The organism is Paenibacillus sp. NAIST15-1 (genome assembly GCF_001894745.1).
Taxonomy (GTDB): domain Bacteria; phylum Bacillota; class Bacilli; order Paenibacillales; family Paenibacillaceae; genus Paenibacillus_B; species Paenibacillus_B suaedae.
The window spans coordinates 84,356-104,402 of the sequence record NZ_BBYF01000005.1; the positions used below are offsets into that span (position 1 = coordinate 84,356).

Consider the following 20,047-nt stretch of genomic DNA (forward strand, 5'->3'; position numbering starts at 1 on the left):
ATATAGCCTCTTATATAATGAAACTATCTTCAAAAATGAAGGGACTGAACTATGCGCAGATATCAATATTTTCAACCTAACTATTAAAATATAATGGAGGTAAAAGTATTGATTACTGAGTTACACACAGAACGTTTACATTTGAGAAAAATGAAGATATCGGATTCGTCTAGTTTGTTTAAAATTTGGTCTGATCCGGACGTAACTAAATTTATGAATATTTGTAGTTTTACTAATGAAAATCAAGCACTGGAAATGATTAATCTCTTTGATGGTCTTTCTCAAGAGAGTAAGGCTATTCGTTTCTCCATCATTAAAAAAGAGTCCAATGAGATTATTGGTTCTTGCGGTTATAATGACTTAGATTTTGAAAATGGCAAGGCAGAGATTGGATATGACATTGCTAAATCATTTTGGGGAAGAGGGTACGCTACAGAAGCTATCTCTTCTCTGTTAGAACATGGATTTTCATCCTTAAAGCTGAATCGAATCGAAGCAAGGGTTGACCCCAGAAATGTGAATTCTATGAAGCTTTTACAAAAGCTCAACTTCCGGTTTGAAGGAACACTCAGACAATACGAGAGAGTAGACGGAAAGTTTAACGATCTCAGTATTTATTCGAAATTAATATCAGATTGATTTTATTGAAGATATTAATAGTGAGGTAGGGGATTAATATGCCCCTACCTCTTCTTATTATCAAGGCCCGAGCACAGTCCAAGCATCGTTCGGGCCATTTTTCACATCTGGGTATTCATTTTGTGTCCACCATTTGGCTTGATACTTCACTCCGTTATAAGAAACAATGTCACCTTGAACATAAGTGGAGGAAGCGCTCCATGGAGCAGGGCAGGGGTCAACTTGAACTTGAACGGTACAAAGACAATCCCTAGGCTTGTTGCATATTGGATTGCATCAAACTCTGTTGGCAGTGTTTCGATAGGTAACCAAGGGCCGCCGTTATTACCGATCTGTATTTCGAGCAGAATAACGTCACCCGGAGATAATATTTTCTCCTTTTTATTTTCTTGAATTTTTCTGTTGCTAGCTGGACAGATAAAAGAAGCACGGATGAGTCGGAACGCAACTATCTTACAGACGAAGATCGTGTCGGGCAGCATATCTGACCTCCACCTCATGGACAGGTTGAATGAAGGAATGTGGGAGAGTTGTCTCTGTGAGACATGGGAGAGTTCAAACGGTCAACTTCTAAGGATACGTGAGCATTTAAGAGAAATGCGTTTCTACATAGAGGGAGTAAAACTTGACTTTTTAAATAAATTTTTATATGCTATAGCATGTATTTTTGTGAAAGAACATGAAACAGTATGGGTTCAATGATGTGACTATGTGAATTGGAATCAGGTGTACTGGAGCACTGGGGTACTATAGGTAAGTCAACATTCCATAATAATAATTGGGGGGGAAAACTATGGAATTGTGTAATTTAACGGGTTTTTTGATTCACCGTACGGATGTTAAAATGACCAACTATTTTACAAAGCAATTAAAGCCCTATGAGATGACGCCAGAGCAATGGAGTATTATCAGTGTCCTAGACGGGGATAGACCAACAACTCAAAAAGAACTTGCGGAAGCAATCGACCGAGATCAGAGCACGGTTGTTCGAATGATCCACTCGCTCGAGAAGAAGGAGATCGTCAAACGGATTGTAAATGATACAGATAAACGATCTCATAACTTATATCTGAGCGATAAAGGTATACTACTCAAATCAGAACTACTGCCGGTTGTCATCGAAGCACACAAGCACGTGACAAGGTACTTAAGTGAAGATGAAATGCAGGTACTGGAATCTTTACTTGAAAAACTGTATGCAAGTGTTATGGATGACGGTTAGATCATCTTCGTTCCACGTTACCCGAGACGGTACGCACAAGACCCGACTCTATGGTCTTACGTCTATGAAAGCTTTTAAGAAACGATTTTGTCAAAAGAAATAAATATTTTTGTATATTATATGCTATAGCATATAATATACTCCGAGAAAGGGGGGATTTTCTTGGTTATTATCATTTTGCAAGTTATTATAGGATTATTTTTTATGTTTACTGGGAGTAAGATTATTTCCGGTAAAATGGCAGATGAGTTCAAGCGTTTCGGCATGCCTCCCATCTTTAATTTTTTGACGGGATTTATTGAGATTGCATCTGCAATCGGATTATTTGCAGGTATTTGGTTTCCAATAGCGGCTGTTATTGCAGGATTTTTACTAGCGGTTACGATGTTTGTCGCAGCCTTTACTCTTCTTGCTGTTGCTAAGGATCCTTTTCCAAAAGCAATACCGGCTATCGTACTTTGCTTATTGTCTATCATCGTCAGTATGAATCATTTGATCTAGTCTGAAAGCTAGTGATGATAAAATCCTTCTAACTTTGCTGAAGAAATATGAATAAAGTTAAAGGAAATAATATGTAACAATTTAAGTGAGGAGTTTTTTTAAATGGTTATCGATTGGTCAACAACAGCTGTGTATAACACAATAATGTCAGTTGCAACTGGTATAGGGTTATTATTAATGCTTCGATTTGAATCCCATTTAGCCAAAGGAAAAGTTGGACAACTAGAAGGTTGGGCTATAGGATTTGGAATACCCGGGTTTATATTAACGCTAACAGGAGCTCATATGACCCTTACTTGGCCCTTGTCAAAGATTGGATTCCCATTTGATGATATTATATTTGGTGAGTCTTCTCTAGGTTTTGGGGTTCTGCTTCTGGCTGCAACCGTCTTAATATGGAGAAAATCTAATCTATATGTAAAACAAGGCATTAATATGAACGATACGAAAATAGTATCCAATACATTAAAGGCGGAATTACCGTATTTATTAAAACCAGTATCTTATTTTGCTGCAGCAATGGGGCTAGCACTCATCTCAATCGCATTTGCAGGTATTGGATTTCAATTATTTGCAGCGCCACCAGAAGAACCAATATCAGGAGCTTTTGCTGATTATCCAATGTTGGAAGCTACTTTTATGTCAGGATTATTCGCGATTATAGGGATTGGAGCTGTATTATTTCCTTTTGCCTTAAACAAAGACGCAAATCGAAACTTTGCTAAAGTTATTAAATTCCTTTGGGCACTTGCAGGCATAGCCTTTGTTCTATTTGGAGCCATGAACTACTTTACACATATTGGATTGATTGTGAATACAATGCCCAAATAGTATTGAATGATATACAATGACTATCGCTCCCAATTCGATAAAATGTGGGTTGCATAAAAAGATAAAGGGATAAAAATTAACCTGCTATTAGTGATAGGTTGGTACAGTTACTAGACTAACATAGAAGCAGAATGCTTCAGCAGGGGACTGAGAACGATAAATCAATTGCATTAAGGCTGCCACAAGGCAGCCTTTTTCTCATCTAACGGGCAATTTAGTTGGAAATGAGAGCGATTATCGGGCTGGATAGCAGTGTTCTCTCTGTGAGTGAACAGAAGATTGATTTGTCAGTGACAGAACCGATTAAATGGTTCCGCGGCTTGGGCTTTGACCGATTACAATTGAAACTAAGTGCTGACCCTTATGATGGACTGACTTAGGGGTTTACTTACAGAGCTGAAGTATAGGGTTATCGAAGATAATAAGTAGAAGAGGTAGGGAATGGATATGCCCCTACCTCTCTTTTATTTAATCAAGTTTTATTCTTTTAGCAAGGACCGAGCGCAGTCCAAACATCGTTGGGACCACTTTTCAGATCTGGACGTTCATTATGCGTCCACCATTTGGCTTGATACTTCACTCCGTTATAAGAAACAATGTCACCTTGAACATAAGTGGAGGAAGCACTCCATGGAGTAGGGCAGGGGTCAACTTGAACTTGAACGGTCACCGAGTTACTTGCCGCAGACAAATTACTAAAGCCATCCCGAGCCTTGACAGTAAACGTATATGAACCACTTGTTAATCCACTGATCGTGGCGGAGTTGCTAGTTGATCTTGCTTTAGCAAAAGGATCGTTATTTACATAAATGTCATAGCCGATCAAACCAACATTGTCCGTAGAAGCAGTCCAATTCAAGTTAACTGTGCCAGAGGTAGTATTAACAACTAGATTAGTTGGTGCTAGTGGTGCTTCTATATCGTTAGGTACAGCACCTGGCGTAGGTAAATTCGTTATAATTTGTTGCAAATTAGGTAGGGTACCAATTCTATCATTGGCTATATCGGAAGTCGGGGTATTGAACGGTAACCATCTCAGTATTCTACGAACTTCATCTGGCGAATACGGCACGCCGAATTTGGCTTTAGCAATCCCTTGCAGTTGTAGAATCGCACCTACAACGACAGGTGAAGCGGAAGAGGTTCCATTGAAATAGTCGTTGTAACCAGTTGTCGAAGCAGTACTTGTTGCATTTAAGGTAGCAACGTTCTCACCAATACCGTAAGCGTCGATCCGATTGCCATGGCTGCTGAAGCCGAGTCTGTAGTGAGGTGCAGTTGATGATCCTGCTCCAACAAGTATTGCTCCTGAATCTCTGAAATCTGGGAGATCCCGATTGAAGATGTATTTATTATCCCAATGCTTGTACTGATCGAGATCAGCACTACCGTTGGCTCCCGCTTCTACAACGACAATACCTAAGCTTGTTGCATATTGGATTGCATCAAACTCTGCAGACTGTACTTCGACAGGCATCCAAGTATCATAGCCGAGCTGTATTTCGAGCAGAATAACGTCACCTGGTGATAATACTTGTGTAGCCGCTAAAATTGCTTCTACTATACCTCCTGTACGAACTAAAGAGGATACAATCGGCGTAGCTTTGTTAGCTAGCCCGATATTGCCGATAGCATTGTCAACTGCAGATACAACCCCGAGCACACCTGTACCGTGACTAGCATTTCCGTTATTAGTGCCGCCTGGTAAAATCTGTATGTTATGAGCGGCTAGATCTTCATGATTTAAAGCCCAATCCCACTCGACATCGGCCCACTTGGTGCCTTTGCCATCGCCACCTTCAAATTGCCAAGCATAAGGAGCGTTGATACCTAGAGGAGCTGCTTGCGCATAACTTTGTAAGGTGAAGCGCGGATCGTCGTCTGGAAGGACAGGTGTTGTGTTCGGAGCAGGTGCATTGGCTAGTTCTGGTTTTTTACTTACGTATGCATCCTCAACAAGCGGGAAGCTTCGCAACGTTTGCAATAACTGTTCGACATCAGCGCCAGCGGGAATTTTGGAGGAATAATAGCGGTCAAACACGGCTGCAAGAGGGCTAGCAGCAATGCTTTTGTTAGCTGACGGTAAGAATTGCTGCGAGATTAGCGGTTCAAACGATAATTCTGGTACAGCGGCTAACGGTGATATTTCTTGTTGCAATTGAAGTCTTCCTTCTTCACTTGGAAGGAAAGCTTGTTGTGTAAATTTGACAACAATTTTTTCTTCGAAGGTTGGAGTTGCAGTGTCTGAGAATGATGTGCTCGTTGGAAAGGACTGTCCACTCTCTAGAGCGTTTGCTCCATTTGACAAAGTGCCTAATGATAAAAGCAAGGTCGAGGCAAGAGCGACGGACAACGTTTTTTTTAAGCGGGAATAAGTGTGAATAATAGTAATCTCTCCTTTCCATTCTCTTAAATTTTTCTGTTGCTAGCTGAATAAATAGGCTAACAATTGTCAGTATAAGGTAAGGTAAATGTTGGATCAATTTCGAGGTAAGCGTAAACAACGATAGTTATATACAGATATCACGTTAAAACTTCTATTTACTTTATTTCACATAGGTTCAGTAGGAGATGGAGTCGAATAATCCCCTGAAGAATGTTCACAAAAAGTTTAGGTTTATCTATTGTAAATAGCTATGTAGAGGATAAACTAAAAGGGAGCATGCAAATTAAATCTACAGCGTGTGGAACAACAGTTTCATTCACGTTTAAAATCTAATAGAGGACTACAAAGGCGTAGTCTTACTAAAGCAAAGAGGCTTAGGGTTATAGCATTCCTACTTGATAGGAAGCGGGATAACCCTAGGCCTCTTTATGTTTATTCTCTGGTATGGAGGATTAGGAAGTGGCAGAAAATTTGTTTCACACCTCCTTTTAGCCGAGAACAGAATCGATGTTCATAAGTGTATTACAGCTGTAATGGTTGCTATGCTCATTGCAAGTAAAATGGTTCTAAAAAACTGCACCTAAGAAATAGAGGAGGGTACCCATGAGTATCGATAAAAAGATGATTGAAGAGATGGTTCGTAAAATCATCATGGAAAAAGTAGGGGCTGATGCGATTGAACAGAACGTTCATAGAGGTCCTGGAGGGATTACTTCTGTTAAAGTGCCAAATATGAAAGTAACAGAAGAGGATCGTCTCGATACAGGCAACCCGAATGATATCGTCTATTGTAAAGATCTTTTCTCGCTTAAGGAAAGTCCAAGACTTGGCTGCGGTATCATGGAGATGAAAGAAACAACCTTTGACTGGACACTTAACTATGATGAAGTTGATTATGTGATTGAGGGACATCTGGATGTTATCATTGATGGTACAAAGGTGTCAGCTGGTCCAGGAGAAGTGATCCTGATTCCGAATGGAAGTAAGATTCAATTTTCTGTGCCAGAATATGCACGATTTATCTATGTAACATATCCGGCTAACTGGGCAGAACAAGCGTAACATGCTAATTTCTTTTTGCCAGAGTTAAGCGGTTTATTTCGGAGATAACAATCACCAAGGACGAGGCTACCGACATGGAACGGCAGCCTCATTTTCTCTGATCTCTGAATTGAACCGGGTTACGGGTCGTACCAAACCGTGAATATCGTATCCATTAGTTCTTGCAGGAAATGAGCATTTCTTTCCTAAACAGTTCTCCCCATTATAACGGGACCTATGAAAGGGTTATTTTCCATCTTGGTTCACTTCGTACTCGTCATGTAATCGCCACCACGTGTATGGAGGTGTTTGCGGCCACCCTTTAGGGGAATCCTCCCATTCCTCTTGACGACCATAAGGCGTAAGATCGAGGAGATTGAAATCGGCTCTGATCCTGTCCACACCGCGTGCAGTCGTATAGTAGGTTCGAAACACACTATCGTCATTACGCAGGAAGATGCTCAAACCAAATCCCTTGCCTGCACCGCAATCGAAATTGAAATTGTCGCCGTTTGAGGAATACCAAGGGATAGTCCAGCCCATATGCTTTCGAAATGATTCGATCTGAGTAAAGGGTGCTGGCGAAACGAGTATGAAGGAAGTATCACGGGCGTGCAGATGAGATAGGTGGCCAATGTTGTCAACAAAGGATGAGCAGCCGCGGCAGCGATGATCAGAGCCTGGAGACATCATGAAATGATAAATGATGAGTTGGCGCCGTCCTTCGAAAAGATCAAGCAGGCTTGCAGTGCCGTTCGATCCTTCGAACACGTAATCTTTTTCAATTCTCACCATCGGCAGTCTTCTACGTTCCGCAGCAAGTGCATCTAACTCGCGGGTGAGCTCCTTTTCTCTGACGAGCAGTTTTTGACGGGCAATCTGCCACTCTTCTTCTGAAACGATCCGAGGCATTGAAGAAATGCTCATTTAATCCATTCCTCCCTATATGAGTTGGAAATTTAATTTTTCTTTAGAGGCGTTTGGCGATCACTGGTCGTTGCTGATTATCCGAGACATCTTGTATTTCGGAAAGAACACATACGGGGAGTTTATTGAGTCTGAAGAGAGAATCTCATCAAAAATAGCGTTGTTAGTAAGAGCTGTTGGTGGCATTGCATTAGGGATCGTAGAATACATGAACAAAGACGCTCTCACATAAGAGCGTCTGTTTTTATGATACCATTTCGAACAAATGTTCGTTTTTTGGAGCAGTTAAATTAAAATGGGTTACCTCGAATTTCCATATTATGAGTATAACTTATTAAAAATTATAAGTCTATATTTAATTTCCCAAGTACTTTATCATTGGTTTACCTGGCCGGGGAAAACGGTGAATATTCGTAGACCTATACGGATGTTTGCGTTAGAGAAGAGGGAGAACATTTGAAATTACATGTTTGGGATGTGAATTTGAAAATTCGCCTAATCGGCGAGGGGCTGTTCAATTTGTTGTTTTGGATGTACTTCCCTTTTATTACGGTCTACTTTAGCGAATCATTAGGTAAACAGACGGCAGGGATGTTAATGGCGATTCCGCCTCTCATTGGCATACTTGGCAGCATGGTTGGAGGGAGTTTAGCGGATAGGGTGGGACGTCGTCCCATGATGTTGGCAGGCGCCTCCCTTAAAGCGTGTATGTTCGCATTGTTTGCGTTGTCCAGTTCGCATTGGATTAATTATTTCGCCTATATTGGCATTGGATTAGGAGGTGCCTTCTATGGACCTGCTAGTGATGCGATGGTAGCTGATCTTATTCCCGATAAGGATCGACGTCAGGTGTTCGCCACGTTTACGACAGCTAATAATATTGGTGCTGTATTAGGACCCGCATTGGGCGCATTTTTTTTCTTTCAAAATCGAAGTGAGCTGCTATGGACTTGTACAATCGTCATGCTGCTCTATACGATTGCAATCTTTCTGAGAATTCATGAGAGTATGCCGGGTACCAGCAAAAAGGTTTCATTACATGCAGTTTCAACTTCGATAAAAGAACAATGGAAAGGCTATAAAATCATCTTTCAGGATAAAATATTTGTTCTATATATTCTGGCAGGCGTTTTCTCTATTATAACAATCATGCAATTGGATCTGTATTTAGCGATATATGTCACGCAATATGTCCCGTCGCAACCCCTATTCACTTGGTATGATTGGACGCTCCGGCTTACGAGTACAGAAGTATTTGGATGGATTCTCGGGTTAAATGGGCTGCTATTCGTTCTATTTGTTTTACCCACTACAAAATGGTTAAATCGCTTAAAAGATCGAGACGTGTTCATTCTGTCATCCGCTTTGGCTGGGGTGGGCATGTTCGCCATTGGATTAACGACGCATATTTGGTTATTATTCCTTATCACGGTCGTGTTTACGTTTGGAGAAATTATACGAGCTCCGGTGACCAATAATTTTGTAAGTCAGTATGCACCTGCGAACGCGAGAGGGCAATATATGGGGGCATCGAGGCTGCAATTCACGATTGGGAGATTCGCAGCACCCTTGACCGTTATTTTATCGGCATGGGTACCTCCAATGGGGGTTTTTACTTTCATCCTTGTCTGTTCACTAATTAGTATTATTCTTTATATAAAACTTTTTAAGATCTATGCATATGATGAATCTGCATCTAGGACAGGAACTTGAAACACGTTCAAGCATCCGGTACAAACGCGCAATCTTGGGCTCGATTCCTTCTGGGCACATTCAAGTAAAAGCCCTATTATCAGGGTAGTCTTCATATTTGTCTTTGATTTAGGGAAAACATAGTGGTATGTTGGTACAAATGCCCTTATGGAATGGCTCGGCCTTTGGATGAGCTATTCCAAGGGGGCAACTCATCGGTGAGCCTTGATGGACTAATGTTTTTTCCCTTTACTGTTCGCACTAAGTTTGAAGATACGCGGGCTAGCCCCAAAAAGGCCATAGGTCTTCTAAGTATACCTGGCTGGATATCACCGTTTCCCTGAAGGAGGACAACTGTATTGGATGCGCAGTTTCTAGATTTATTGGCCCAGAAATATGATACGGAAGAAAAAGTCGTAACAGAAATCATCAATCTTAAAGCGATCTCCAATCTACCCAAGGGAACTGAGCATTTTGTCAGTGACTTGCATGGGGAGTTCCAGGCTTTTCAGCATGTACTCAGAAACGGTTCTGGTACCGTAAAAGAGAAAATCAAAGAATTGTTCCAAGAGGTTTGGACGGATAAAGAAATCAATGATTTTGCAGCGTTAGTTTATTATCCGGAAGAAAAAATACAGCTGGTTAAAGGAGACCTGTGCAATCAACAAGCCTTGAACCAGTGGTATAGACAAACGATTGAACAAATGCTTAAGCTCATTTCTTATGCCTCCTCCAAATATACGCGCTCGAAATTGCGTAAAGCTCTGCCGGAGCAGTTCGTATATATTATAGAAGAGCTTCTATACAAGACGGATTCTACCAACAATAAGGATCCTTATTATGAGGAAATATACCGGCAGATTATCTCCTTGGGTCAGGCGGATAAGCTGATTATCGGCCTTGCTTATACGACCCAGCGCCTAGTGGTTGACCATCTTCATGTGGTCGGAGATATCTATGACCGCGGGCCGGACCCCGATAAAATTATGGATACGCTTATCAACCACCATTCTGTAGACATTCAATGGGGGAACCATGATGTCCTGTGGATAGGCGCCTATGCGGGTTCTCTGGTCTGCCTTGCGAATATTATCCGGATCTGCGCCAGATACGACAATTTGGACATCATCGAAGACGTATACGGAATCAATCTTCGCCCATTGCTGAACTTGGCGGAAAAATACTATGATGACAACCCAGCCTTCAGACCGAAGCTGCAGCAAGGCCATAACGTATCGGAGCAGGAAATCCTTCAGATTACTAAAATCCATCAAGCCATTGCCATGATCCAGTTTAAGCTTGAAATCCCGATTATCAAGAGACGTCCTTACTTTCATATGTCTGAAAGGCTTTTGCTTGAGCAGATCGATTACGACAAAGATGAAATCAAGATCGGCGGAAAAACGTACCCGCTGGAAAACACCTGTTTCGCTACCGTAAATCCGCAGCAGCCTGAACAATTGCTGGAGGAGGAAGGGCAGGTGATGGAGAAGCTGCTGTTCTCCGTTCAGCATTCCGAAAAGCTGGCCAGACATATGAATTTCCTTATGAAGAAGGGCAGCCTTTATTTAAAATACAACGGGAATTTGTTGATCCACGGCTGCATTCCTTTGAATGAAGAAGGAAACATGGAAGAAATGCAGATTGAAGACAAGACCTATTCGGGTCGTCAGCTGATCGATGTTTTTGAATATTATTTGCGTTACGCCTTTGCGAATCCGGAAGAGACGGATGATCTGGCTACGGATATGGTATGGTACATCTGGACAGGGAAATGTTCCTCGCTCTTTGGAAAGAGAGAAATGACCACCTTTGAGCGGTACTTTATCCAAGATAAAGAAACCCATAAGGAGAGAAAGAACCCTTACTACCATTTGCGAGAAAATGAGGAGATCTGCCGGAAAATCCTGCTGGAGTTTGATTTGAATCCGGATCATGGACATATCATTAACGGGCATACTCCGGTTAAAGAAATTAGTGGAGAGAACCCTGTTAAAGCAAATGGGAAAATGGTCGTCATTGACGGCGGTTTTTCCAAAGCCTATCAATCCACAACGGGTATCGCCGGATATACCTTGTTGTATAATTCCTTTGGCATGCAGCTCGTCGCGCATAAGAAATTTAATTCAAAAGAAGATGTGTTATGTAACGGAACGGACGTATTGTCTGTAAAAAGACTGGTGGACAAAGAACTGGAACGGAAACTAGTGAGGGAAACCAATGTCGGGGAGAAGCTGCTGCAGAAAATCTCCAATTTGAAGAATCTCCTGGAATATCGCTACATGAAATGAAACAGCTTCTAAATGAAGCAACTGTTAAAGGTAAAAGAGCAGCCGGTGGGTTGGTAGGACCCCATTTAGAGAACATAGAAAAAATACCTAAGAAGCAAGCTGTCGTCGGTACTCTACTGGCGGCAGCTTCTTTAGCTTTCTTTGTGATTGAGGCATTGTCGTAACAAATGCCTTTCCTCATCACGTTTCTTCTTGCATCTCTCTTTCTATTTTGCTATATTTGATATTAACAAAATGATATTATTAAAATGTTACTAACTATAAATTGATGTTGAGGAACTCATTTCGAAGAGCTGCACGGCTAGAATAAATAACAATGGAGGTAAGGACGCTTGAATTTGTTGGATCGCGATGGACTTACGGAACGTGAATTTTTAGAGCAGTACCGTGCCGGGGATTACGAACGGCCTTCGGTGGCGGCGGACGTGGTTATTTTCACAGTTACGAAAACGGAGGTGGACAGCTACCGCAAACTTCCGGAAAAAGAGCTGCGTATATTGCTCATTCGACGCGGAGGTCATCCATTCTTGGGCAGTTGGGCGCTTCCGGGCGGATTCGTCCGGCCGAATGAGACGACGGAGCAGGCGGCGGTGAGGGAGCTGCGCGAGGAAACCGGTGTGGATGACATATATTTGGAGCAGTTGTACACCTTCAGCGATGTTGGAAGGGATCCGCGCACCTGGGTGATGAGCTGCAGCTACATGGCCTTAATTAACAGCGATCAGGTACAGCTGAAAGCAGGGGATGACGCTGTCGGCGCAGCCTGGTTCAAGGCAACCTATCGGCTTCTACGTGAGCGTAGAGAGTTTATTGAGGATGGGTTTGTGAAAACGATGGAAAACGAGCTCAAGCTAAGCAGCGAAGAGGAAGAGCTTACGGCAGTTGTGGAATGGACGATGACGTCAAAGCCGGCCTCGACGTCGACCTCCTACTCCATCGTATCAAATCACGGATTGGCTTTTGATCATGCGAAGATTATCGCCTGCGCTATTGAGCGACTGCGGGGGAAAGTGAATTATACCGGCATTGCGCTGCACTTGATGCCGCACCTCTTTACTTTGACGGAGCTGCAGCAGGTTTACGAGGTGATCTTGGACAAAGAATTATTAAAAGCCGCCTTCCGGCGTAAAGTGGCGCATCTTGTAGCGGAGACCGATCATTATACTGAAAATGCGGGACACCGTCCCTCCCGCTTGTTTCGAAGAAATTTGGAGGAATATCGATGATGATGATATACAATATCGAGCAGTTAAGAAAAGCATATATTGCAGGTAAAACGTTCAAGTTTGTCTTCTTCTGGGGCCATACACCGCCAAAATACGGTGGGGTTGACAAAAGCTGTTTTAGCCAATGGTGGATGAGCCCTTTCGTGGTAGAGGGACACGAGTATTCCTGTGTCGAGCAGTTTATGATGTCCGAGAAAGCAAGACTTTTTGGAGATGGCGAAATGTTGGACGCGATTCTTAAAGCTAAGCATCCTAAGGAGATGAAAGCCTACGGGCGTGCAGTTGGAAACTTCGACAAGGACATTTGGGACAACGAATGCTATGGCATCGTTAAAAGAGGCAATTTGGCTAAATTTTCGCAGAATCCGAAGCTTGGCGAATATCTTAAGTCAACGAAAAACCGTATTCTCGTCGAAGCCAGCCCACGGGATCGCATTTGGGGAATCGGCATGGGACAGTCCAATCCGGATGTGGAGAATCCACTAAAATGGCGTGGTAAGAACCTACTCGGATTTGTGCTGACCGAAGTGAGAGACGAATTACTGCGAGATTAACATCTACCGGATTTGTTATTGATGAAAGAAGAGGGAATGAAATGAAACGAAAAGAAATTGCTGAGGAAACATTACGAATACAGCGGCAAGGCTTCTATGAATATAAGGGGCGGCGGGTAGAATTCGCCACTGCACAAAAGCAATCCGAGGCAAATAGCGAGCTGATTACACCGGAACTGGGAGAGAAACTGGTTCGGGGAATTGACGAGTTGCCTAAGTTGCCGCAAGAACCCGTTTATTCTGTCGCCAACGAGACCACAGTAAAGTCGATCTTGGATTTTGCGGAGCTAGGGAAAGGGCGCGCCGGCGTGTTAAACTTTGCTAGCGCAAAAAATCCCGGAGGTGGATTTTTAAACGGGGCGATGGCTCAGGAGGAAAGCCTGGCGGCCTCCAGCGGATTATATGAAACACAGCTGCGCAATGAACGTTATTATAAGGCTAATCGGGCCTGCAAATCGATGATGTATACGAATCACGCTATCTATTCCCCGGACGTAGTGTTTTTCCGTAACCAGCGGTTTGATCTTATAGAGCGGCCGGTGACAGCTTCAGTATTGACTCTGCCCGCCGTGAATTATGGGCAGGTTCTGCTTAAGGGAGAGGATCCCCGGAAAGCGGAATGTATGATGAAAGACAGGATGCGACTGGCCTTAGCCATATTCGCCCAAAAAGGCGATAAAAACCTCATTTTGGGTGCCTATGGCTGCGGTGTTTTCCGGAATGACCCGGTGAAGGTAGCAGGATGGTGGCGGGAGCTGCTGAAGGATGAAGGCTTAGGATACCTATTTTCGGAAATTCGTTTTGCAGTCTTGGACACTTCCAAAGAGGGCAAGTGCATTCATGCTTTTGAAAAGGAGTTCAATGGGAACAGAGGGTGAATCAAAATGAGCTTTATGGATGCTTTGGAGCAAATAATAGCTGAGCAGGAGCAAGAACGCGACCGTCTTCGAGTTAATCAAATCACCGTACGGGCCGACTATAAGAAAAAGAGTAAAAGCAATGTTTATCAAAAGGAAAAAGTTATTGAATATGGCTTTGTAGAACGTGATTTGGATGATGAGAATTTATATGGCAGGTTTGAGCTCTATTTCGCCGATCGCGACACTCTTCTCCAGGATAATCGGTTTGGAGATGAAACTGCTTTTGGTGAGCTTACAGATGTACATGCAGTTGCAACGGCAATCTTCCCCTATTTAGCAGAGCATTATCCCCGTTTTTTGGAGGAAACACCCTTTGCTATCAGCTATAACCCTATTGCAGAAGCTTGGATTATCGAGGGAACTCTTCCTCCGGGATCTTTTGGCGGTGTCATTTATATTGCTCTTGCAAAAGAAAATGGGAGGATGCTCATGATGTATGCAACAAGATAAATTACAAATGAAATGAGCAGATTTCAGCGAGGTAATAACACTCGTTGTCATTTTCATTTGACAAGAACATAAGGAATTAGTTATATGCAATTTTGGCTTTCACAGAAAGAGATACGGCTGTCGGATCCCTTCCGCAAGGCAATTATTTTAGGGGATATTTATGGATTGGAAACATTTGATACTTACAAGTGTGGCTATTATAATGAACAAGTTAGTATTCATTTTCAGGAGGTAATGTTATGTCCGAATGTAAACTATCTGTCGATTATGATCAATACGAGGAAGGTGTCAAAATCGTAGATTTAATAGAGGAGCTTGCAGGCAAGGATGAGAGCTTGCAGCTTGAAAGTCTCATAATCGGTGACTGGGGCGGCGCCTATGAGGATGATTCCAGTGTAGTTGTCGAAGCTCTTGTTCGGTTAAAAGACCGCTTTCCGCAGCTGCGGAGCTTATTTATTGGCGATATGTCCTCTGAAGAATGTGAGGTCTCTTGGATCAATCAATCTAATTTAGGGCCGATTTTATCTGCTTATCCTGAGCTTCGCTCACTCACCATTAAAGGGAGCACAGATCTTAGTCTTGTTCCGGCTCGCCATGACAAACTAGAGGAGCTTACTATTATTTGCGGCGGGCTTGGAACAGACGTCATTACTAGCATAAGTGAAGGCAGTTTCAAAAATTTGAAGAAGCTGGAGCTTTATTTAGGGGTAGAGGAGTATGGATTTGACGGAAGTCTCGCGGATGTGCTCCAGTTGATTGAACCTGGAAAATTCCCTCTGCTTTCCTATCTTGGGCTCAAAGACAGTGAAATTCAAGACGAAATCGCTATTGCAGTAGCCGATGCACCGATTCTTGATCAACTACATACGTTGGATCTTTCTATGGGGACGTTGACAGATAAGGGAGCGGAAGCTCTTATCAATAGTGAAAAGATAATGAAACTGAAGTCGCTTGATTTAAGCTATCATTACATGTCGGATGAAATGATGAATCGTTGGAAGCAGTCAGGCCTCAATGTAGATATCAGCGATCAACAGGATGCTGATGAAGACGAGGATTATCGCTATCCTTCATTGACGGAATAACGATGAAATCGATGATTATCATTGGCAATTCCGGCAATAGAAGAACAACCGGACTACAAGCAGCAAGAACTCGGCTGGGGTTGCCCCCAGCTCTTGTTTTGAATTATTTAGATGTGTTGCAGGGAAATGTATCCTTGAGTTCGGTTGCACATAGCTTGAGGCTAACGTTTGATGAACCTCCATTGCTGCGGCTTGACGCGCCCGGGGAACATTTTGAAGTGGAACGTGAGCTTATTGCACTTGGCGCCCCTGATTCGGCCAACACCCATATAGACGAGCGATGGCTTAGATATAACAAGTGCGTTGTTCAGCCTATCTCGGTAAGGATGGCCAAAGGGTTGGAGGAAAATAAGGGAGAGCTATATCATCCTTCCCAGTGGTTTCGTGGGTATTGCAAGCTGTTATCTCAACTGGACAGGGAGGCAGCACAGCTGTGGAATACGCCACGTTGGATGAATGCTCCCGAGGATATAGCCGCAATGTTCGATAAAAGGTATACTCACCAGATCTTATCATCGGCTGGATTACCGGTACCAAGAAGATTAGCTGCACCGGAAGACATACCGGATTACAATACACTTCGGGATGTTATGGCAAAAGAGCGGATATATCGTTTATTTATTAAGCTAGCAACGGGTTCCGGCGCATGTGGTGTAATCGCGTATCAGGTAAACCCCATTACAGGTGCAGAGTCGGCCGTGACTACGATAGGTGTGGAGAACTATCTACGTAGACCTCCTATATTTTATAACGTAAAAAAGCTGGTGAACTATAAAGAACGCCAAGTCATTCGCCAAATCATCAACTGGTTATTGGGACATGGAGCTCATGTAGAGCAATGGATTCCAAAAGCGTCTTATCGGGATCGCACCTTTGATATCCGGCAACTTGTCGTAGCAGGTAAAGCGTGTCACAGTATTGTAAGGGTAAGCAGAACACCTATAACGAATCTGCATCTTGATAGTGATCGAATGAGCTTGGATGAAATCGGCTTGTCTGACAATCTTCAAGCTGCCGTGCGACAATGCGCTGAACAAACGTTAGCGGTATTTCCACGATCAACCGTCGCAGGCATAGATGTGTTATTGAGCAGCGGTTCCTATAGACCTTATGTATTGGATGTTAATCCGTTCGGAGATTTACTGTACCATAGTCATTATGAAGGACATGATCCCTATGAATGGGAAATGAGAATGGCTACACTCTCTACGACTATCTAAAATGGAAGAGGCTCACCACGATGTTTAACATGAATGAAATTGTAGGCAGTCACGATATTCTCATGATTACGCTGGATACACTGCGATATGACGCCGCTGTGCTGGAGGAAGCAAACTGTCCGAATTTGTGCGCGAGCGGACATTGGGAAAAGCGACATACTCCAGGCAGCTTCACTTATGCAGCTCATCATGCTTTCTTTGGCGGATTTCTGCCAACTCCGGCTACGACAAATAAGGCAGAGCATGTTCGATTGTTTCATTCGAAAAATACGGGATTAAAGACACATCCGTATACATGGCAATTTGATACAACGGATATCGTATCTGGATTGCAAGCTGTGGGCTACCGTACGATTTGTATAGGCGGAGTCATCTTCTTTACCAAAAAAGTTCCGCTAGCCAAAGTTCTTCCAAGCTATTTCCAAGAAAGCTATTGGCGGATGACCTTTGGGGTTACAAATCAACGCTCGACAGAGCATCAGGTGAACCATGCCATCAAGCTCCTGCATAATTCGAATCAGACAGAACGACTGTTTCTATTTATGAACGTATCAGCGATTCATGGGCCCAATCATTATTTTGTACCAGGAGCAAAGAAAGACTCATTAGAGACACAGCGCGCAGCACTTCGATATGTTGACGGTGAGCTTGGTCGATTATTTCAGGCATTCAGAGAACGGGAACGGCCTGTATTTTGCATGGCGTTCTCTGATCATGGAACCGCCTTCGGTGAAGATGGCTACAACGGCCATAGGCTAGCGCATGAGGTCGTGTGGAACGTGCCTTATCGCGAATTTATTTTGTAAGGTGAGAGGAGAGAACATGATGAGCCATACGGTCTACCCTAATTACACGGATATCATCCAGAATTCGGAGGCTCTGCGCAGTTGGAAGGAAAACCTCACATCAGAGCCTTACCGATCATATCTATACGCTTATCCACACAAAACTTCCTATCGAGAATTGGAGAGGAAGCTGCCGCTTTCCGAACTGTGGAGCGAGGAAAAGGCAGATTCACTCTTTTTATATATGCATATCCCGTTTTGTGGAGCACGCTGCGGATTTTGCAATTTATTCACGTTGCCTGACAAGAGAGCCGACGTACATACCAATTATGTGGATGCATTGGAGAGACAAGCTGCACAATGGGCTCCACTTATTCCGAATAAGCCGATTGCTAGATTTGCTATTGGAGGCGGTACGCCGACTTTACTCGAACCTGACCAGCTGGATCGGTTGTTTCATATTGCTCAACATGTGATGGGCATGAATCCAGCCCAAGCTTCCATCTCGGTAGAAACATCTCCCGAGACGATAACCACCGAACGCTTGAATATTTTAAAAAGCAGGCAGGTGGATCGGGTCAGTATGGGGATTCAAAGCTTCGTAGAATTTGAAGCGGACGCGATCTATCGTCCCCAGAAGCCGCAGGAAGTCGAAAGAGCTCTGAGGCAGCTCAAGTTGTACCAATTTCCAATCCTAAATCTGGATTTGATTTATGGCCTTCCCGGTCAAACCCATGATTCATGGATATATTCGCTGGATAAGGCGTTGTCTTACGACCCAGAGGAGTTATTTATTTATCCGCTATATACTCGCGAGCACACGATTGTAAAGCCAGAGCAGATAAGGCAGAGTGGCGAGGATCAGAGGGTAAGCTTCTATCGTGCAGCGCGGGATCGTTTGCTTGCACATGGATATACCCAGTACTCTATGCGCAGATTTGCCAAAGCAGATGCGATTTCGAAAAAATCATTGCTTCCGTATGGTTGTCAGGAGGAGGGCATGATTGGACTTGGCTGTGGCGCACGCTCTTACACAAGAGAGGTTCATTACTCCTCGCGATACAGTGTAGGTCGTTCAGCTACAGCAAGCATCATTGCCGACTACGTGGCTTCAGCCGACTACACCTATGCAGATTATGGCATTGTATTAAGCAAGGATGACCAGCAGCGACGCTTTATACTAAAAGCGCTGCTTCATACGGAAGGCTTGGCATTGAGCAGCTACGTGGAGCGGTTCGGAACGTCATCTCTCGTCGATTATCCCGAGTTGAATCTGCTTGTGCATACGGATCTTGCTGTTATCGAGCATGAGGTGCTTCGGCTGACGGATGAAGGGCTTATGTACTCCGATTCCATAGGAGATTGGTTCATTTCTCCGGATATTCGGGCACGTATGGAAAGCTGTGTACTATCATGAAAGCGACGATTTATTTTCGCGGGAGCTTGAGCTCATGCAATTATGACTGCCCTTACTGTCCTTTTAGCAAGAACACGGATAGTCCAGAGACATTGGCGAAGGATCGGCTGCAAGTGCAGACATTTGTCGATTGGGTAACGAAGCAAGAAGGAAGCGGGCATCAGCTGTCCGTTTTTTTCAACCCATATGGTGAAGGGCTTACGCATAGTTGGTACAGGGAAGCGATGGTTAAGCTGTCCCACATGCAGCACGTTCAAAAGGTCGCTATACAAACCAACTTATCCGCTAAGCTCGATTGGACGCGCGAGTTGAATCCGGTTACGGCTGCATTCTGGGTAACGTACCATCCTGGGCAGACGAAGGAAGAACGTTTTTTACAGCAATGCGGCAAACTTTATGAACAAAAAATACCGTTCAGTGTAGGCTGTGTCGGTGTGAAGAGCGCGTTCAACTCCATTTCTTCATTAAGGAAGGTTCTGCCTGATGATGTTTATATGTGGGTGAACGCCTACAAAGATAAACCAGCATACTATTCTGCTGAGGATACAGCATTTTTGACCGATATGGATCCCTATTTTATCCTTAATGCCAGGGATTACGACAGTATGGACAAGCCGTGCCGTGCCGGAAAAAATGTGTTTTATGTCCAAGGAGACGGGCGCGTAAAGCGTTGCTATAAGGATCGTCAAGTAATCGGAAATTTGTATAAAGATGGGCTTGATGGAATCTCTAAAGAACGCTCGTGTCGTATGAGGCAATGTGATTGTTATATAGGCTATATCCATATGGAGGAGCAGTCGTTCGATTCTATTTACGGAGAACGTATACTCGAACGGATCGCAATATTATCATAAAGGGGA

General features: G+C 43.4%; 23 protein-coding genes. 19 read left to right on the forward strand and 4 right to left on the reverse strand.

The window, feature by feature from the left end:
- Positions 1-108: 108 nt before the first annotated feature.
- Positions 109-639: a GNAT family N-acetyltransferase gene (locus PBN151_RS13415; RefSeq protein WP_072729357.1), complete on the forward strand. Its 531-nt coding sequence runs from the start codon at positions 109-111 to the stop codon at positions 637-639.
- A 60-nt stretch (positions 640-699) separates the two neighbouring features.
- Here PBN151_RS13415 and PBN151_RS31920 read toward each other — a convergent pair whose 3' ends face one another.
- Together PBN151_RS31920 and PBN151_RS31925 are read right to left on the reverse strand one after the other, a co-directional pair.
- Positions 700-789 carry a hypothetical protein gene (locus PBN151_RS31920; protein ID WP_227774639.1) on the reverse strand — a complete coding sequence of 30 codons (90 nt, stop codon included), beginning with the start codon at positions 787-789 and terminating at the stop codon, positions 700-702.
- Positions 786-1,121, reverse strand: a complete 336-nt coding sequence (locus PBN151_RS31925) for a hypothetical protein (RefSeq protein WP_072729358.1) — start codon at positions 1,119-1,121, stop codon at positions 786-788. The genes PBN151_RS31920 and PBN151_RS31925 overlap by 4 nt, the downstream gene beginning before the upstream one ends.
- A gap of 311 nt (positions 1,122-1,432) precedes the next feature.
- Between PBN151_RS31925 and PBN151_RS13430 the strand changes: the two genes are divergently transcribed.
- The 4 genes from PBN151_RS13430 to PBN151_RS30735 all read left to right on the forward strand — a co-directional run bounded on the left by PBN151_RS13430 (position 1,433) and on the right by PBN151_RS30735 (position 3,573).
- A complete protein-coding gene (locus PBN151_RS13430) occupies positions 1,433-1,861 on the forward strand; it encodes a MarR family winged helix-turn-helix transcriptional regulator (RefSeq protein ID WP_072729359.1) in 429 nt (142 codons plus the stop codon).
- Between the two features lie 162 nt (positions 1,862-2,023).
- Positions 2,024-2,362: a DoxX family protein gene (locus PBN151_RS13435; protein WP_072729360.1), complete on the forward strand. Its 339-nt coding sequence runs from the start codon at positions 2,024-2,026 to the stop codon at positions 2,360-2,362.
- A 102-nt stretch (positions 2,363-2,464) separates the two neighbouring features.
- On the forward strand, positions 2,465-3,193 hold the full coding sequence (locus PBN151_RS13440; RefSeq protein ID WP_072729361.1) for a DUF981 family protein: 729 nt from the start codon (positions 2,465-2,467) through the stop codon (positions 3,191-3,193).
- 218 nt (positions 3,194-3,411) lie between these two features.
- Entirely contained in the window at positions 3,412-3,573 is a 162-nt protein-coding gene (locus tag PBN151_RS30735; RefSeq protein WP_227774641.1) for a hypothetical protein, read from the forward strand.
- Positions 3,574-3,680: 107 nt separating this feature from the next.
- On the opposite strand, the gene PBN151_RS13445 is transcribed toward PBN151_RS30735, so the two are convergent.
- Positions 3,681-5,522 carry a carbohydrate-binding protein gene (locus tag PBN151_RS13445; protein ID WP_227774643.1) on the reverse strand — a complete coding sequence of 614 codons (1,842 nt, stop codon included), beginning with the start codon at positions 5,520-5,522 and terminating at the stop codon, positions 3,681-3,683.
- A gap of 660 nt (positions 5,523-6,182) precedes the next feature.
- On the opposite strand from PBN151_RS13445, the gene PBN151_RS13450 reads away from it, so the two are divergent.
- Entirely contained in the window at positions 6,183-6,641 is a 459-nt protein-coding gene (locus tag PBN151_RS13450; protein ID WP_021261678.1) for a cupin domain-containing protein, read from the forward strand.
- A 225-nt stretch (positions 6,642-6,866) separates the two neighbouring features.
- Here the strand turns inward: PBN151_RS13450 and PBN151_RS13455 are convergent, their stop codons facing one another.
- Positions 6,867-7,547, reverse strand: coding sequence for a DUF899 domain-containing protein (locus PBN151_RS13455; RefSeq protein WP_072729363.1), 681 nt, complete (start codon positions 7,545-7,547; stop codon positions 6,867-6,869).
- Between the two features lie 19 nt (positions 7,548-7,566).
- Between PBN151_RS13455 and PBN151_RS13460 the strand changes: the two genes are divergently transcribed.
- The 13 genes from PBN151_RS13460 (at position 7,567) to PBN151_RS13515 (ending at position 20,041) form a co-directional block, all read left to right on the forward strand.
- Positions 7,567-7,779, forward strand: coding sequence for a hypothetical protein (locus PBN151_RS13460; protein WP_072729364.1), 213 nt, complete (start codon positions 7,567-7,569; stop codon positions 7,777-7,779).
- A 224-nt stretch (positions 7,780-8,003) separates the two neighbouring features.
- Complete coding sequence (locus PBN151_RS13465; protein WP_072729365.1) at positions 8,004-9,260, forward strand: MDR family MFS transporter; 1,257 nt, start codon at positions 8,004-8,006, stop codon at positions 9,258-9,260.
- Positions 9,261-9,598: 338 nt separating this feature from the next.
- Positions 9,599-11,530, forward strand: a complete 1,932-nt coding sequence (locus PBN151_RS13470; protein WP_072729366.1) for a fructose-1,6-bisphosphatase — start codon at positions 9,599-9,601, stop codon at positions 11,528-11,530.
- Positions 11,527-11,694, forward strand: coding sequence for a hypothetical protein (locus tag PBN151_RS31265; protein ID WP_175560704.1), 168 nt, complete (start codon positions 11,527-11,529; stop codon positions 11,692-11,694). The genes PBN151_RS13470 and PBN151_RS31265 overlap by 4 nt, the downstream gene beginning before the upstream one ends.
- A gap of 168 nt (positions 11,695-11,862) precedes the next feature.
- Positions 11,863-12,756, forward strand: coding sequence for an NUDIX domain-containing protein (locus tag PBN151_RS13475; protein WP_072729367.1), 894 nt, complete (start codon positions 11,863-11,865; stop codon positions 12,754-12,756).
- Positions 12,757-12,758: 2 nt separating this feature from the next.
- Positions 12,759-13,310, forward strand: coding sequence for a riboflavin biosynthesis intermediates N-glycosidase (locus PBN151_RS13480; RefSeq protein ID WP_072729626.1), 552 nt, complete (start codon positions 12,759-12,761; stop codon positions 13,308-13,310).
- A 41-nt stretch (positions 13,311-13,351) separates the two neighbouring features.
- Positions 13,352-14,188 carry a TIGR02452 family protein gene (locus PBN151_RS13485; protein WP_072729368.1) on the forward strand — a complete coding sequence of 279 codons (837 nt, stop codon included), beginning with the start codon at positions 13,352-13,354 and terminating at the stop codon, positions 14,186-14,188.
- Between the two features lie 6 nt (positions 14,189-14,194).
- On the forward strand, positions 14,195-14,680 hold the full coding sequence (locus PBN151_RS13490) for an NTF2 fold immunity protein (protein WP_065293057.1): 486 nt from the start codon (positions 14,195-14,197) through the stop codon (positions 14,678-14,680).
- Positions 14,681-14,919: 239 nt separating this feature from the next.
- Positions 14,920-15,765 carry an STM4015 family protein gene (locus PBN151_RS13495; RefSeq protein WP_072729369.1) on the forward strand — a complete coding sequence of 282 codons (846 nt, stop codon included), beginning with the start codon at positions 14,920-14,922 and terminating at the stop codon, positions 15,763-15,765.
- A 2-nt stretch (positions 15,766-15,767) separates the two neighbouring features.
- Positions 15,768-16,985 carry an STM4014 family protein gene (locus PBN151_RS13500; protein ID WP_072729370.1) on the forward strand — a complete coding sequence of 406 codons (1,218 nt, stop codon included), beginning with the start codon at positions 15,768-15,770 and terminating at the stop codon, positions 16,983-16,985.
- Positions 16,986-17,005: 20 nt separating this feature from the next.
- Positions 17,006-17,791 (forward strand): STM4013/SEN3800 family hydrolase, encoded by a 786-nt coding sequence (locus PBN151_RS13505; RefSeq protein WP_072729371.1) that lies wholly within the window; start codon positions 17,006-17,008, stop codon positions 17,789-17,791.
- A gap of 19 nt (positions 17,792-17,810) precedes the next feature.
- A complete protein-coding gene (locus PBN151_RS13510; RefSeq protein WP_072729372.1) occupies positions 17,811-19,187 on the forward strand; it encodes an STM4012 family radical SAM protein in 1,377 nt (458 codons plus the stop codon).
- A complete protein-coding gene (locus tag PBN151_RS13515) occupies positions 19,184-20,041 on the forward strand; it encodes an STM4011 family radical SAM protein (RefSeq protein WP_072729373.1) in 858 nt (285 codons plus the stop codon). Before PBN151_RS13510 ends, PBN151_RS13515 begins: the two co-directional genes overlap by 4 nt.
- The last annotated feature ends 6 nt before the right edge of the window (positions 20,042-20,047 follow it).

Coding starts and splice junctions, on each gene's coding strand:
- PBN151_RS31925 (WP_072729358.1), bottom strand. CDS start 1,121: ATGCTGCCCGACACGATCTTCGTCTGTAAGATAGTTGCGTTCCGACTC.
- PBN151_RS13430 (WP_072729359.1), top strand. CDS start 1,433: ATGGAATTGTGTAATTTAACGGGTTTTTTGATTCACCGTACGGATGTT.
- PBN151_RS13440 (WP_072729361.1), top strand. CDS start 2,465: ATGGTTATCGATTGGTCAACAACAGCTGTGTATAACACAATAATGTCA.
- PBN151_RS13450 (WP_021261678.1), top strand. CDS start 6,183: ATGAGTATCGATAAAAAGATGATTGAAGAGATGGTTCGTAAAATCATC.
- PBN151_RS13455 (WP_072729363.1), bottom strand. CDS start 7,547: ATGAGCATTTCTTCAATGCCTCGGATCGTTTCAGAAGAAGAGTGGCAG.
- PBN151_RS13460 (WP_072729364.1), top strand. CDS start 7,567: ATGAGTTGGAAATTTAATTTTTCTTTAGAGGCGTTTGGCGATCACTGG.
- PBN151_RS31265 (WP_175560704.1), top strand. CDS start 11,527: ATGAAACAGCTTCTAAATGAAGCAACTGTTAAAGGTAAAAGAGCAGCC.
- PBN151_RS13480 (WP_072729626.1), top strand. CDS start 12,759: ATGATATACAATATCGAGCAGTTAAGAAAAGCATATATTGCAGGTAAA.
- PBN151_RS13485 (WP_072729368.1), top strand. CDS start 13,352: ATGAAACGAAAAGAAATTGCTGAGGAAACATTACGAATACAGCGGCAA.
- PBN151_RS13490 (WP_065293057.1), top strand. CDS start 14,195: ATGAGCTTTATGGATGCTTTGGAGCAAATAATAGCTGAGCAGGAGCAA.
- PBN151_RS13495 (WP_072729369.1), top strand. CDS start 14,920: ATGTCCGAATGTAAACTATCTGTCGATTATGATCAATACGAGGAAGGT.
- PBN151_RS13500 (WP_072729370.1), top strand. CDS start 15,768: ATGAAATCGATGATTATCATTGGCAATTCCGGCAATAGAAGAACAACC.
- PBN151_RS13505 (WP_072729371.1), top strand. CDS start 17,006: ATGTTTAACATGAATGAAATTGTAGGCAGTCACGATATTCTCATGATT.
- PBN151_RS13510 (WP_072729372.1), top strand. CDS start 17,811: ATGAGCCATACGGTCTACCCTAATTACACGGATATCATCCAGAATTCG.
- PBN151_RS13515 (WP_072729373.1), top strand. CDS start 19,184: ATGAAAGCGACGATTTATTTTCGCGGGAGCTTGAGCTCATGCAATTAT.